This is a genomic window from Pararhizobium polonicum, assembly GCF_001687365.1.
Taxonomy (GTDB): Bacteria; Pseudomonadota; Alphaproteobacteria; order Rhizobiales; family Rhizobiaceae; genus Pararhizobium; species Pararhizobium polonicum.
Map to the genome: position 1 here is coordinate 19,814 of NZ_LGLV01000019.1, position 13,353 is coordinate 33,166.

General features: G+C 60.2%; 17 protein-coding genes. 5 read left to right on the top strand and 12 right to left on the bottom strand.

Annotation, left to right across the window (positions count from 1 at the left end):
* Both ADU59_RS25875 and ADU59_RS25880 read right to left on the bottom strand, forming a co-directional pair.
* Complete coding sequence (locus ADU59_RS25875; RefSeq protein ID WP_068958068.1) at positions 1 to 1,644, bottom strand: ABC transporter substrate-binding protein; 1,644 nt, start codon at positions 1,642 to 1,644, stop codon at positions 1 to 3.
* Positions 1,645 to 1,692: 48 nt separating this feature from the next.
* Complete coding sequence (locus tag ADU59_RS25880) at positions 1,693 to 2,748, bottom strand: dipeptidase (RefSeq protein WP_068958070.1); 1,056 nt, start codon at positions 2,746 to 2,748, stop codon at positions 1,693 to 1,695.
* A 307-nt stretch (positions 2,749 to 3,055) separates the two neighbouring features.
* Here ADU59_RS25880 and ADU59_RS25885 point away from each other — a divergent pair, with 307 nt between their 5' ends.
* Genes ADU59_RS25885 through ADU59_RS25895 form a run of 3 tightly spaced genes read left to right on the top strand, consistent with a single transcriptional unit; the run spans position 3,056 to position 6,445 of the window.
* The gene (locus ADU59_RS25885) at positions 3,056 to 4,327 is read left to right on the top strand and encodes an alpha/beta hydrolase (RefSeq protein WP_083198433.1); all 1,272 of its coding nucleotides are present in this window, start codon (positions 3,056 to 3,058) and stop codon (positions 4,325 to 4,327) included.
* Positions 4,328 to 4,344: 17 nt separating this feature from the next.
* Positions 4,345 to 5,400: an Lnb N-terminal periplasmic domain-containing protein gene (locus ADU59_RS25890; protein WP_068958301.1), complete on the top strand. Its 1,056-nt coding sequence runs from the start codon at positions 4,345 to 4,347 to the stop codon at positions 5,398 to 5,400.
* 25 nt (positions 5,401 to 5,425) lie between these two features.
* Positions 5,426 to 6,445 carry a substrate-binding domain-containing protein gene (locus ADU59_RS25895; protein ID WP_068958072.1) on the top strand — a complete coding sequence of 340 codons (1,020 nt, stop codon included), beginning with the start codon at positions 5,426 to 5,428 and terminating at the stop codon, positions 6,443 to 6,445.
* On the opposite strand, the gene ADU59_RS25900 is transcribed toward ADU59_RS25895, so the two are convergent.
* The 4 genes from ADU59_RS25900 to ADU59_RS25915 all read right to left on the bottom strand — a co-directional run bounded on the left by ADU59_RS25900 (position 6,442) and on the right by ADU59_RS25915 (position 9,321).
* A complete protein-coding gene (locus tag ADU59_RS25900; RefSeq protein WP_068958303.1) occupies positions 6,442 to 7,485 on the bottom strand; it encodes a Gfo/Idh/MocA family protein in 1,044 nt (347 codons plus the stop codon). The genes ADU59_RS25895 and ADU59_RS25900 overlap by 4 nt on opposite strands.
* An 8-nt stretch (positions 7,486 to 7,493) precedes the next feature.
* Positions 7,494 to 8,279 (bottom strand): ThuA domain-containing protein, encoded by a 786-nt coding sequence (locus tag ADU59_RS25905; RefSeq protein ID WP_068958074.1) that lies wholly within the window; start codon positions 8,277 to 8,279, stop codon positions 7,494 to 7,496.
* Positions 8,280 to 8,399: 120 nt separating this feature from the next.
* Positions 8,400 to 8,741: a DMT family transporter gene (locus ADU59_RS25910; RefSeq protein ID WP_068958076.1), complete on the bottom strand. Its 342-nt coding sequence runs from the start codon at positions 8,739 to 8,741 to the stop codon at positions 8,400 to 8,402.
* Positions 8,742 to 8,760: 19 nt separating this feature from the next.
* Positions 8,761 to 9,321 carry a TetR/AcrR family transcriptional regulator gene (locus ADU59_RS25915; RefSeq protein ID WP_068958078.1) on the bottom strand — a complete coding sequence of 187 codons (561 nt, stop codon included), beginning with the start codon at positions 9,319 to 9,321 and terminating at the stop codon, positions 8,761 to 8,763.
* A gap of 155 nt (positions 9,322 to 9,476) precedes the next feature.
* Here ADU59_RS25915 and ADU59_RS25920 point away from each other — a divergent pair, with 155 nt between their 5' ends.
* Both ADU59_RS25920 and ADU59_RS25925 read left to right on the top strand, forming a co-directional pair.
* Entirely contained in the window at positions 9,477 to 9,875 is a 399-nt protein-coding gene (locus ADU59_RS25920) for a group II truncated hemoglobin (protein WP_068958080.1), read from the top strand.
* A gap of 3 nt (positions 9,876 to 9,878) precedes the next feature.
* Positions 9,879 to 10,247 (top strand): DUF423 domain-containing protein, encoded by a 369-nt coding sequence (locus ADU59_RS25925; RefSeq protein WP_068958082.1) that lies wholly within the window; start codon positions 9,879 to 9,881, stop codon positions 10,245 to 10,247.
* Between the two features lie 9 nt (positions 10,248 to 10,256).
* Here the strand turns inward: ADU59_RS25925 and ADU59_RS25930 are convergent, their stop codons facing one another.
* The 6 genes from ADU59_RS25930 to ADU59_RS25955 form a co-directional block, all read right to left on the bottom strand.
* Positions 10,257 to 10,628, bottom strand: coding sequence for a bleomycin resistance protein (locus ADU59_RS25930; protein WP_068958084.1), 372 nt, complete (start codon positions 10,626 to 10,628; stop codon positions 10,257 to 10,259).
* Entirely contained in the window at positions 10,628 to 10,942 is a 315-nt protein-coding gene (hmuQ, locus tag ADU59_RS25935) for a heme-degrading protein HmuQ (RefSeq protein ID WP_068958085.1), read from the bottom strand. Before hmuQ ends, ADU59_RS25930 begins: the two co-directional genes overlap by 1 nt.
* A gap of 10 nt (positions 10,943 to 10,952) precedes the next feature.
* Positions 10,953 to 11,222, bottom strand: a complete 270-nt coding sequence (locus ADU59_RS25940) for a hypothetical protein (RefSeq protein ID WP_068958087.1) — start codon at positions 11,220 to 11,222, stop codon at positions 10,953 to 10,955.
* A gap of 29 nt (positions 11,223 to 11,251) precedes the next feature.
* On the bottom strand, positions 11,252 to 11,671 hold the full coding sequence (locus tag ADU59_RS25945; protein WP_068958089.1) for a DUF2325 domain-containing protein: 420 nt from the start codon (positions 11,669 to 11,671) through the stop codon (positions 11,252 to 11,254).
* 161 nt (positions 11,672 to 11,832) lie between these two features.
* Complete coding sequence (locus ADU59_RS25950) at positions 11,833 to 12,753, bottom strand: energy transducer TonB (RefSeq protein ID WP_068958091.1); 921 nt, start codon at positions 12,751 to 12,753, stop codon at positions 11,833 to 11,835.
* 25 nt (positions 12,754 to 12,778) lie between these two features.
* Positions 12,779 to 13,213 carry a hypothetical protein gene (locus ADU59_RS25955; protein WP_425332057.1) on the bottom strand — a complete coding sequence of 145 codons (435 nt, stop codon included), beginning with the start codon at positions 13,211 to 13,213 and terminating at the stop codon, positions 12,779 to 12,781.
* Between the last annotated feature and the right edge of the window lie 140 nt (positions 13,214 to 13,353).

Consider the following 13,353-nt stretch of genomic DNA (forward strand, 5'->3'; position numbering starts at 1 on the left):
TCAATCCTTGGAGACCGTGAAGACGTAGTTGGTATCGAAGCTCGGGCCGAGCTTGAAGCCCTTCAGATTGCCGCGATAGCCGGCCACTTCGGTCTGCTGGAAGACGATGACGAACGGGCTCTTCTCGAGCACCTTCTTCTGCAGATCCTTGTACATGTCGGCGCGCTTGGTGGCGTCCTTTTCGAGAAGGGCGGCCTTGCTCTCTTCCGTCCACTCCTTCGGCACGTCCCAGGTGTTGCGCCAGGCCAGCGTCTTGTTTTTGCCTTCGTCGGAATTGTCGGCGTTGACGGTGAAGGTCTCTGCATTGGAGTTCGGATCGAAATAATCCTGGCCCCACTGGCCGATATAAATGTCGTGCGTGCGGGCACGGTACTTGGTCAGCGTCTGCTTGCCATCGCCGGGAATGATTTCCATCTTGACGTTGGCCTGGGCCAGCGTCTGCTGGATGGACTCGGCAATACCCGTGATCGGCTGGGTATTGCGCACGTCCATCGTCACCGAGAAACCATCGGCAAGACCGGCCTTGGCCAGCAGTTCCTTCGCCTTGGCGACGTCGAGCTTGTAGGGGTTTTCATCGAGTTCGCCGAGAACCCCCTTCGGCAGGAAGGTCTGGTGGATCTCGCCGATGCCCTTGATCAGGGTCGAGCCGATAGCGTCGTAATCGACGAGATACTTGAAGGCTTCGGCCACTTCCGGCTTGGCCAGATTGGCGTTCTTCTGGTTGAGGCTGAAGTAGTAGACCGTGCCCTTCGGCGCATTGGTGGTCGCAAGATCGGCGTTCTTCGACACTGCGTCGAAATCGCCCGGCTCGAGATTGCGCGCCACATCGATATCACCGGCTTCAAGCGCCAAACGCTGGCCGGAGCTTTCCTTCATGTGGCGGTAGATGACGCGGGCGAGCGGCGTCTTTTCGCCGTAGTAATTATCGTTGCGCTCCATGACGACGACTTCGTTGGCACGCCATTCACGCAGCTTGAAGGCACCCGAGCCGGCATAATTGGTCTTCAGCCATTCATTGCCGAAATCGTTGTCATACTTGTATTCGGCCGATGGCGTAACAGCGGCGACATGTTCCAGCACCAGCTTCTTGTCGACGACGGCACCGACCGTCGCGGTCAGGCAGTTGAGGACGAAGCTCGGCGCATAGGCCTTGTCGACGGTGAAGGTGAACGTGCCGGCATCCGTCGCCTTGGCTTTTTCCGCGACATTGTCGCCGGTGAGACCAAACTGCGTGAGAATGAAGGCCGGGCTCTTGTCGAGCTTGACGACGCGCTCGACGGAATAGGCGACATCCTCTGCCGTCACCGGGTTGCCGGAGGCGAATTTGAGGTCCGGCTTCAGCTTGAACGTATAGGTCAGGCCGTCGTCCGAAACCGTCCAGCTTTCGGCGAGATCACCGACGATCTTGGAGGTGTCGTTGAGGTCAAGGCGGACAAGATAGCTGTAGGTGTTGGCGGTGACTTCGGCGGTCGAAAGTTCGAAGGCTTCGCCCGGGTCCATGGTGATGATGTCGTCGATCGCCCAGCCCTCGACCAGCGTATCGGCCGGCGTTTCGGCGAAAGCGGGCGCACCCGCCATCAAGATCAGCGATAGGGCAGCACCTGTCGTCAACATTCGGACATGCCTGTTCAGTGAATGCATCATCTCTCTGTTCCCCTTGTGTGAGCCCGCAATGGGCCTTCTATTTCCGGCTCAGGCGGCTTCGTGCCAGGCTTGAGCCAAAACCCTCAGCCAGTTTTCCCGGCATATTTTTGTCAGTTCCGCATCACCATATCCGGCGTCCCGAAGGGCGGCAATCAGGTTCTGGTTACCCGCCGCGTCGGTTATTCCTTCGGGAATAGTCGCACCGTCAAAGTCCGATCCGAGCGCCACGCAGTCGATGCCCATGCGCTCGATCATGTAATCGATATGACGGACCATGTCGGAAAGGGGCGTCTTTGCGTTTTCCAGCCCGTCGGGACGCAGCATGGTCGTCGCATAGTTCAGCCCCGCCAGGCCCTTGCTGTCACGGATCGCATCCATCTGACGGTCCGTCAGATTGCGGGCAACAGCCGTCAGGGAATGCGCGTTGGAGTGGCTGGCGATCAGCGGCTGATCGGTGGTCTTCGCCACGTCCCAGAAGCCCTTTTCGGTGATATGGGCGAGATCGATCAGGATGCCGAGACGGTTGCACGCGCGCACCAGATCGAAGCCGGCATCGGTGAGGCCCGGCCCGGTATCCGGGTCCATCGGAAAGGCAAAGGGCACGCCATGACCGAAAATGTTGTTGCGGCTCCAGACCGGCCCCAGCGAACGCAATCCGGCCGCCTGGAATGTTTCGAGCGCGGTCAGATCCGCGCCGATCGCCTCGCAGCCTTCCATATGCAACACCGCGGCAAAGATACCCTTTTCCATCGCCGTGCGAATGTCGGCCGTCGAGCGGCAGAGCTTCCAGGCACCGGCGCGGTCCAGCCGCAGGGCAATCGCCGCGAACTCCAGCGCAATATCGAGAGAAGGCTGGCGCTCCAGCGGTTCCGACAGCGGCGTCACATAATGGCCGTTCTCGTCGGGCGTTTTCAGCACCAGATGCGCGGACGGAATATAGATCGCCGACAGACCGCCGGCGAGACCACCTCGTTTGGCGCGGGGGCCATCGATATGGCCTTCCGTGGTTCCCTCGGCAAATTCCCGAACCGGATCGCCGCCGTTCCTGGCATGGCTCCACAGTCGCAGCAACACATCGTTGTGGCCGTCAAACACCGCCTGCATTCGAAAAATCCCGTCCTGCCTGATGCGCAAACCGAGCGGCGCCCGTTTTTGTCCAATTGGTCAACAATGCGATGCTAGTGAATCGCCTGCGGAATCACAATGCGGTATCAATGAATTTTCGCGCGGCAAAAATTGACGGGGGAACAATGGCTTGCCCCCTTGCGGAAAGCCGTTCGACTGTGCAGCGGGCGCGGTGGATAACCGAACACGAACGGTTGGGGAAACACCCATCGGTCAAAAATGAGTATTACCGCCGCCGGAAATCTGGCAAAGCTTGCCACCAATGAGCTTGGGGACTGCAGTTATGATGACTGACCAGCGGACAGATGTGCCGGCACGGGGTTTCGCGCGGCGGTCTGCGACGATTGCGACACTGTTGCTGACAATGATCCTCGTCGCCTGCGCCAGCCGGCCGGTCGGCGTGCTGATCCCGTCCGGAACGAGTACCGGCGCTTCCGAAGTCAATATGCTGGTTGCCACGACCCGCGCTCCGTCCGGCCAGCCGGGTGTGCTGTTCAGCGGCGAACGGGCGGAGCAAATGTCCGCGGCCGAAATCACCGTGTCCATTCCTCCGGACGCCAACCGCGAGATCGGTCAGGTGCAATGGCCGAAGAAAATGCCTCCGGACCCGTCGCGCGAGTTCTCGACCGTCAGCGTCAAACCGCTGAATGTGCCGACGGATGTCAGGGGCTGGATGAAAGCAAATCTGCCGAAGAGCCGCCGCATCCTCGTGTTCGTGCACGGCTTCAACAACCGGTATGAGGATGCGGTCTACCGCTTCGCCCAGATCGTCCACGATTCAAACACCGACGTCGCACCGGTGATGTTTACCTGGCCGTCCCGCGCCAGCATCTTCGACTATAACTACGACAAGGAAAGCACCAACTATTCACGCGATGCGCTCGAGGAATTGCTGCGCCGCGCCTCGGAGGATCCGGCCATCGGAGAAGTCACGGTCATGGCCCATTCGATGGGCTCCTGGCTGACCATCGAGGCCCTGCGGCAGATGGCGATCCGCGACGGGCGGGTCGCACCCAAAATCACCAACGTCATTCTCGCGTCTCCGGATCTCGACGTCGATGTCTTCCGCAAACAATGGGAGGCGCTGGGCAAACAGAAGCCGAAATTCACGATCTTCGTATCGCGCGATGACCGGGCGCTGACGATATCGCGGCGCATTTCCGGCAATGTCGAGCGGCTCGGCCAGATCGACCCTTCGCAGGAGCCCTATCGCAGCGCTTTGGAGAAGGAAGGCGGCATCACCATCCTCGACCTGACGGCGCTGAAAGGCGGCGACAAGCTCAATCACGGAAAATTCGCTGAAAGCCCGGAGGTCGTCCGATTGATCGGCAACCGGCTGATCGCCGGTCAGGCCGTCACGGATTCCGATATCGGGCTTGGCGAGCGCGTCGGCGCGGTGGCGCTTGGTACGGCGCAAACGGTCGGCAGCGCCGCCAGCATTGCGGTCAGTACGCCGATCCTGATCTTCGATCCGAAAACGCGCGAAAACTACGGCGGACAGATCAACAGGTTCAACCAGTCCCTCGGAAACACCGTCAGTTCGACGGTCGGCCAGTGATCGAGAGTATGGATACCATGACCGAACAGCCTGAACGCCCCCGCTTCCACCTCGTCGGAGCGATCCTGCGCATCCTGTGCACGCTCGCCATTCTGAGCTTTGCCATCTGGGGTGCAATTGCTCTGTTCTATCAGGCGCCGGGCCCAATCTGGGTCCGAAGTGTGGCGGCGGCAGCCTGGGCCATTGCCTCGCTCGTAGCGCTCTTTGTCTATCTGCGCTGGCGCTCGCGGCTGGCCTCCCTGATCTATCCCGTGATGATCGCGCTGCTGCTCTTCTGGTGGGGCTCCATTCCGGCCAGCAACAGCCGCGACTGGGCCGACGAGGTCGGGCAGATGACCTCTGGCGTTGTCAACGGCCCCGAGGTGACGCTGGCCAATGTGCGCAATTTCGACTGGCGGACACCGACCGACTATACTGTTCGCTGGGAAAACCGAACCTACGATCTCGACAAACTTTCATCCGTCGATCTGTTGCTGTCCTACTGGGCAGGCCCGGCAATTGCCCACACGCTGGTCTCGTTCGGTTTCGAGGACGGTACGTTCGTCACCTTCTCGGTGGAGATCCGCAAGGAACGGCAGGAGAGCTTCTCGGAGATCGGCGGCTTCTTCAAAGAGTTCGAGACTAGCGTGATCGCGGCCGACGAGCGCGATATCGTGCGGGTGCGCACCAATATCCGCAAGGAGGACGTCTATCTCTACCGCATCAACATGCCGAAACCGGCAATGCGCTCGCTGTTCATGGCCTATGTCGATCAGGCCAACAACCTGACCGAGACGCCGCAATTCTACAACACGGTGACAGCCAATTGCACGACGATCGTCTACGAGATGGTCAGCCGCATCGTCCCCGACCTGCCGCTGGATTACCGGCTGCTGTTTTCAGGCTACCTGCCCGCCTATATCGCCGGGGTAAACGGCTTCACGCCGGGCTTCACGCTCGATCAGCTGCGTCAAGGCGGCGCGATCAGCAAACGGGCGCAGGCGGCGGACGCAGCCCCCGATTTCTCGCAGAAAATCCGCGAAGGCGTGCCGGGCATTGCCCCTTTGACGCAACCGCAAAGCACCTTAAACTAGGACCGCAGACAACAGGAAATTCCGCATGAACCTCAAGGAGTTCGCAAACCGGCTCGCACTGTCGCAGACGACGGTGAGCCGTGCCTTGAGCGGTTATCCGGAGGTGAAGCAGGCCACCCGCGAACGCATCCTCAAGGCGGCGCTGGAATATGGTTACCGGCCGAACACCAGCGCACTTGGCCTTGCGACCGGCCGTGTCGGCGCCATCGGCATTGTGCTCAAGGGTGGTGGCGAGTTCGGCCCGCACACGAGCGAATTCATGGGCGGGCTCGGCGGCCGGTTGCAGCAGGAAGAGATCGACATCCTCGTCTCCACCGTGGATTCACAGGAATCCGAACTGTCCACTTATCGGCGGCTGGCCGCCAGCAAGCGGGTCGATGCGGTGATCCTGCATTCGCCCTTTCTCGACGATCCGCGCATCGCCCTGCTCAATTCGCTCGGCCTGCCCTTCATCGTCCACGGACGCACCAATTCGGACGGCAATTTCGGCTGGCTGGACATCGACAATTTCGGCGCGGTGCGCCAGTCCACCAGCCACTTGCTCGATCTCGGCCACCGCCGCATCGCCCTTCTCAACGGCTACCGCGGCCGGATCTTTGCCGAACACCGGCAGGACGGCTATCAGACGGCGCTCAGCGAACGCGGCGTCGCGATTGATCCCGCACTGTGCGGCCACGGCGAATTCACCGACGAGATGGGGTTCCGGCTGATGCAAGGGTTTCTGAAGCTGGACGAAAGGCCCACAGCCGTCATCGCCGGCTCGATGATGTCGGCGCTCGGCGCCATGCGGGCGATCCGCATCGCCGGTATGAAAGTCGGCGAGGATATCTCGCTGATCGCCCATGACGACGTCTTTCCCTATATCAGCCCCGATCATCTGGTGCCGACATTGTCCACGACGCGGTCATCGATCCGCGCGGCGGGCGCGCGGATCGGCGAAATGGTGCTGGAACTTCTGCAGGGAACACCGGCCGAGAACCTGCGCGAGGTCTGGCCGGTGGAACTGGTCATCCGCAACTCGACGGCAGCGGTGAAGCCAGCTTAGACCGCAAGCTCGCGGCGTTCCTTCTCGGTGACCATCGCCAGATCGAGAACCTTCTGCAAATCCGCCGCGTGCCGGAATCCCGGCTCCACCGTCTTGCCGGCCCGGATCGCGTCGATGAAGCGCTGGTAATTTGTCAGCACCGTTCCGGCATCGATATCCTGCCAGATCCCCTTTTCGATGTCGGCGCCAAGGCAAGCCCTGAGCGTCGATCCGTCCGGCGTATGGATGACCTCGATCGCCCCCTTGTCACCATGCATGCGCAGGCGCAACTCGTTGAGATGCCCCGTCGCCCAGCGGCTGGCATGGACTACGCCCATGGCTCCATTGGTAAATTCGGCGGTCATGGTGAAGCTGTCATTGGCATCGAGATCGTATTCGCCGATCCGGTTGCCGGGTGCCTTGTCAAAGGTCTTCAGCCGCGCGAAAACGTGATCGATATCGGTCGCCGCGCCATAGCCGGCGAAATCGAGAATATGGATGCCGACATCACCGAGTACGCCATTCGAGCCATGCTTGGTGGACAGCCGCCAGAGCCATTGCGATTCCGTTGCCCAGTCGCCCCAGGCCTTGGAAACCAGCCAGCTCTGCAGATAGGAAGCCTCGATATGACGCACCTTGCCGATATCGCCGGCAAGAACCATCTGGCGGGCTTTCTGCACCTCGGCAACATTGCGGTAGGTGAGGTTTACCATCGTCACCAGGCCGGATTTCTCCGCGGCGGTCGCCATCTCGTCAGCCTTGGCATAGTCCTCCGCCAGCGGTTTTTCGCACAACACGTGCTTGCCGGCCGCCAGCAGCTTCAGCGTCGTCGGATAGTGGATCTTGTCCGGCGTCACGTTGGTGACCGCATCGAACTCACCCCAGGCAATCGCCTCGTCCAGCGATGTAAATGTCCGGGCGATTTCATGGCGCAATGCAAAGGCTTCTACCCGGACCAGATCGACATCGACCGCTGCGACGAGTTTCACCCCGTCGATGGTCGCGAAATTCATGGCATGGGTATTGGCCATGCCGCCGGTGCCGAGAATGAGGAGACGGATCGGCTTCATCACTTGTACCCCTCCTCGCCGGCCTGATGCAGCTTCGGGCCGCGCTCGACAATCGGTTCCAGCGCCTCTTCGACCGGCACGTTCGGCGCATCATGGATGGCGCTGTACGTGCCCTGCGGGTTGTAGGCCCATTTCACCGAATTGCGCAGAACCTTGTGGACATTGGCATCGTGATAGGTCGGATAGGTCTCGTGACCCGGACGGAAATAGAAGATGTTGCCGGCACCACGGCGCCAGGTCAGACCCGAACGGAACACCTCGCCACCGGCAAACCAGGAGATGAACACGGTTTCCAGCGGTTCCGGCACGGAGAACTGCTCGCCATACATCTCTTCGTTTTCCAGCACGAAATTCCCGTCGAGCCCTTCGGCGATCGGATGGCGCGGGTTGATCACCCACAACCGCTCGCGTTCGCCCGCCTCACGCCATTTCAGCGCACAGGGCGTGCCCATCAACCGCTTGAAAGGCTTGGAGAAATGGCCGGAATGCAGGACAATCAGGCCCATGCCTTCCCAGACACGCTTGGCGACGCGCTCGACGATCTCGTCTGATACCGCGCCGTGATCCTTGTGGCCCCACCAGAGCAGCACGTCGGTCTTTGCCAGGCGCTCGACGCTCAGGCCATGCTCCGGCTCCTGCAACGTCGCCGTCGTCGCCTCGATACCGGCATCGGTGTTGAGCGCCGCGGCGATCGTGTTGTGCATGCCGTTCGGATAAATGCTCCTGACGACCTCATTGGTCTGCTCGTGAATATTCTCGCCCCAGACGACCGCCTTGATGGTCATGATCAATCCTTTTCCTCGCTCCACCGGCGTTCGCCTGATGGATTTGAAACCGCTTTCAATTCGAAAGCGATAGAATCGACGCAACGCTTTTGCAAGCGAAAATCCGGCGGCGGGATGCGTTTAATGGAAGGTCGATTTTGAAAAGAGGTTGAGTACGACGACCCCGGCAATGATCAATCCGAGCCCGAGAAGAGCGGCGAAATCGAGCTTCTGACCGAAGCCGAAATAGCCGACGAGGGAAATCAGCACGATACCCAGCCCGCTCCAGATCGCATAGGCGATACCGACAGGAATGACCCTGAGCGTGTAGGACAGGAAATAGAAGGCGATCGCATAGCAGACGACCATGATCACGGTCGGCACCAGTCGCGTGAAGTGCTGGGCAACCTGCATCGCCGACGTGCCGAGCACCTCGAAAATGATGGCGAGGACAAGCATGGCATAGAGCATGGCGGGATTCATCTGGAGCTCCGATGGCCGGTTATTGCAGGGAAAGTGCGATGAGGTGGCTGCGCATCGCCTGACGCGCCGGCGGATCGACATCATGGCTCTTGAGAAGATCGGCCAGCCACAGGCCGTCGGCAGCAAACCGCGCGAGCAGACATGCGGCCGAAGAATCCGTCCCGACGAATGCGTCCGCGTGATCGGCCACCCATAACCGCCATCGCGCGCGCAGCTGCGGCTCGGACAAGAGCGCAATCGTCAGGACCTGCCAGCCCTGCGCGTCGGCGTCCTCCTGCAGCGCAAAGACGCAGGAGAGATAGGCTCGCGTGAACCGGCCGTGCGCGACGGGATCGTTGCGCATTTCCTCGGCAATCATCCGGTCGAGCTTGCCGGTCAGATCATCGAACAGACCGTCCAGCAACGCCATCTTGTTGGGAAAATGATGCAGCAGCCCGCCCTTGCTGACACCGGCAGCGTGCGACACGGCATCCAGCGTAACACCGGCTGCGCCCTGCTCCAGGGATAGGCGCGCGGCGACCTCCAGCAACTGCTGACGGACGAGTTCGGGTTGCTTACGGCGATGATGAGCGATAGACATAGGCTCATAAGATACCGTCTGGACGGTTTGTCAAGGACATTTTCAACGCGACCGTGACGGCGCGGTCAATCGACGCAACCCTGTCAGCCTTTGCGAAAACCGATGGAACACGCAGGCGCGGCACGCTAGAAGGTACGGCAATCAGGGAAGCGGTGATGACAACGGACGGGCAGACGGAAACACTTTACAACGCCATCGGCGGCGACAGCACCGTGCGGGCGCTGACCCATCGTTTCTACCAGCTGATGGATACACTTCCCGAAGCGGCCCGCTGCCGCGCGGTGCATCCGGCCGATCTCTCCGGCAGCGAAGAGAAATTCTACGAATACCTCACCGGTTGGCTCGGCGGTCCGCCGCTTTACACCGACAAGCGCGGCCATCCGAGGCTGAGAAGCCGGCATTTCGGCGCGGCGATCGGCGCGCAGGAGCGCGACGAGTGGCTGCTCTGTTTCACCCGGGCGCTGGAGGAAACCGTTTCCCATCCACAGTTGCGGACCGTCATTCTGGAGCCGGTGACACGTCTTGCCCATCACATGCAGAACAAGGACGAATAGACCATGCAGAACGGCCAGTTGCGACCGACGATCCTCTTCGTCGCGGGATTGATGGGATTGTTTGGCGTCATCAGCGCCGCCGCGGCCTCGCACGGGGCAGACCCCCGCCTGCTGGGCGGCGCATCGGCCATGTGCCTGGCGCACGCCCCTGCCCTTGTCGCCCTCTACGCCGCCTGGCCGGCGATGCGGACCGCGGCCATTGCCGCGCTGCTGCTGTCTGCAGGCACGGCACTGTTCGCCGCCGACCTGACCGCGCGCCATTTCCTCGGCCACGGCCTGTTTCCGATGTCGGCACCGGCCGGTGGCACCCTCATGATGGCCGGCTGGCTTGCCGTTGCCGCCGGGGCATTCTTCATGCGAAAGGAAATCTAGGCGGGGACCTCAAAGGCCGGGAATACAGCCGAACCGCAACAGGTTTCCATGCGGATCATGGATGTAGAACTCTTCCATGTTCCAGGGGCGCACGGTCATGTCGCTCAGCCGCTCAATGCCTTTGGTGCTGAATTCGCGATGGAGATCGCCGATGCCGCCGCCACGCAGGTAGATGGAGGTTCTTTCGCACAGGCTGCGATCGTCGGTCAGCCAGAAATGCAGTTCCATGTCCTCACGGCGCAGGATAAGATAACTTTCCGCCTGATGCACGGTGATGTCGAAACCCAGCTTGTCACGGTAGAATGCCAGGGTCTCACCAATATCGAGCGACGGCAGAACCGGCAGGACCTCGATGCGATTGTCGCCTGAGAGATCGGCCATCACGCGCCCTCGACCACGGAAAACCCCTCGAACTTCGGCGGCCCGAGATACATCTGCCGGTTATCCGCGGCACTTTTATGCGCAGCGCGGAAGTTTTCCGATTTCGTCCAGGCCGAAAAGGCATCGCGGCTTTCCCAGATCGAGCTGGAGACGAACAGCGTATAGCCCTCTTCGGCAACGGTTTCGCCGCGCAGCAACCGGAACTCCTTGAAACCGGGCACCTCGGAGAGGCTGGATTCACGGTTCTTCCAGACATCTTCAAAGGCCGTTTCATGGCCGGTTGCGATCCTGAACCTGTTCATGGCGAAATACATGCTGCTATCCTCAAGCCCGGTCCTTGTTCGGCACGGCAACGGCCGCACCGGATGGGAACGGCAGAATATTGTCCCTGGGTTCAGGCGCAACCCCAAATACCGCGCGGGCCGGCGGGCGCGCTTGCCAGGCCGGAAACTCCGTCACGTTCGGATTGCCTTCCACCATGCTCGCACGGCGCGACAGCAGTTCATAAAGCTCCGGAACCAGCCCATCGCCGCATTGCGATGCCAGCTTGTGCAATCCGATCATCGCAAACTGATCAGGGCGCTCGTTGTTCATTCGTCTCATCTCCGTAGAAACCGGGCGGGTCAGCTGGCGTTGCTGCGGCTGGCCTTCAGATCCAGGAATGCGCGCTCCAGGCTCGACTTGCTGCCGTTGCGCAAGGGCACAAAGGCCTTGCCCCACTTCTTGCAGCCGGTCTTGACCCGCAGACATGCATCATGGCTGATACAGTCGATCGGGCAGAAAACGCAGTCGACCGACGGAAGGATATTGTCGATGCGGGAGACCGCCTCGCGCAATCCGCCGTCGTGATGGATGAGTTCGGCGCCATGCGAACTGGCGATCTGGCGCAGATGCGCCACCTGGCAATCGCGGCCGCCGACATAGAGGAAACTGCGGCCTTCGAGACGGGTCTCCTGCGTCTTGGCAGAAACCGATGCAGTGCGAGTTTCTGCCTCCCGGCCCTGCTTCTGCTTCGGCTTGAGCTGATGCCGTTTGTCGCCCATGTCAGTCTCCGCTTGTTTCGGAATCGGCCTTGCGGCGGATCATGCGGAGACCCTATTTAACTTGAGAAAAAGAGTAAAGTATAAACATGAGTTTTTTTATCATATTTTTTAGAGCTTGGGTTGCGCATTGTTTTTAGGGCGTAAAATCAGTTGTGAATGTGTCATTGAGCGAATTGAAGGGGAAAAGTAAAACGCCAACTGCTGCGATTTACACCCTCTGGAAACTTGGGAAAAGGTTGAGCCTTACGGACCGCATTTAGCGCGGCCTCGTCAAGCACTGACGAGCCTGAACCGCTGACAATTCCGATGCCACTAACCTCTCCGCTCGATGATACGGTAAAACCGACCATCACTACTCCCTTCACCCCCGCCCTGTTTGCCGATCTGGGATAACGGAAGTGACGGCTGACTTTCGAACGAAGCTTACCCTTGTAATTGCTCGCCGCCGCATCTCCCTCCGCTTGGGAGACCTTACCCTTATTGCCCTGGGCATTGGAGGCGACTGCACCCTCGACGCCATCCTCCTGCCCCTTATTGGCCGCCGTCTGCTGCTTGCCCTCGTCGCCAGCCTGCTTTTTGACGACTTTTTTCGGCTTTTCTTTTTCAGGCTTCTTCTTTGGCTCCGGCTTCTTTTCCGGCTCGGGCTTGACCTCTTCCGGTTCCGGCTTTTCTTCAGGAACAACGATTTCGGCAGGCGCAACGATGGCGGTGATCTCGGGCTGTTCCGCTACCACCGGCAAAATCTCCTCGGCCGGGAGGATCACGTCGGCCTCGGTCGGCACGATATCCGTCGGGGTCTCGGCGGTGATTTCGGATTGCACCGGCGGCACTTCGGCGACCTCGGCCAGTGGCGGCTCGACCTCTTCCGGCTTGATTTCCTCCGGCTGGATCTCCTCATCCGGATCACCGGCCTGAAGCGCATCCTCGAAAGCATTGCCAAGAACAGCGACTTCCATCTCCTCGCCGCCTTCGACCATCGCCATCTCCGGTGGCTTTTCATCCGGCTCGAACAGCTTTGCCGTTCCCGCATGCGCCAAGAGCGAAAGGACGATAGCCCCGGTCCATTTGATCGTATTTCTCATCACAGATACCGATGCGAAACCCGCATCAACCCTTCAGCTCGACGGATGACTTCGATCCGGTCTTCAGCACCTTCATGCAGGCGTCCTTGGCAATGCCGTCGCCCGCGCAGACCGGCGCATCATTGATCAGCAGGCTCTTCACGGCCTCGCATTTCGTTCCCGGCAGATCGAACTGGCGGACCTTTGTCTTGCCGGCGGGCAGATCACGGAAATCAAGCACCGCCATCCGCTCCACCAGTCCCTTTTGGTCGAACAGCACAAACTCGAACGAAGCCTTGGTGAGGGACTGCGGCAAGCCGTTTGCCGCAATGAACGTCAATTTGCAGCCTTTGTCCGATGGCGCCAGATCATTGATCTCGATGGACAGATTGCCGGACGTTGCGGCATCCTGCGCCAGTACAGCCGTGCCTGACGATATAAGAGCAAGGAGAGCCAGAGGCAGTAGTCGATCGAATTTCATCATTGCCTGTCCATTCTCAGAGATGGGTGTCGCGGCCTTGTGAAGACCAGCCGCCTGGAAAGCTGAGCCGCAGGCACATCGTTGGTCGCGGCGATTAAACTTGACTACAAAAAACCTGTATTGCGTCCATAATAAAATAT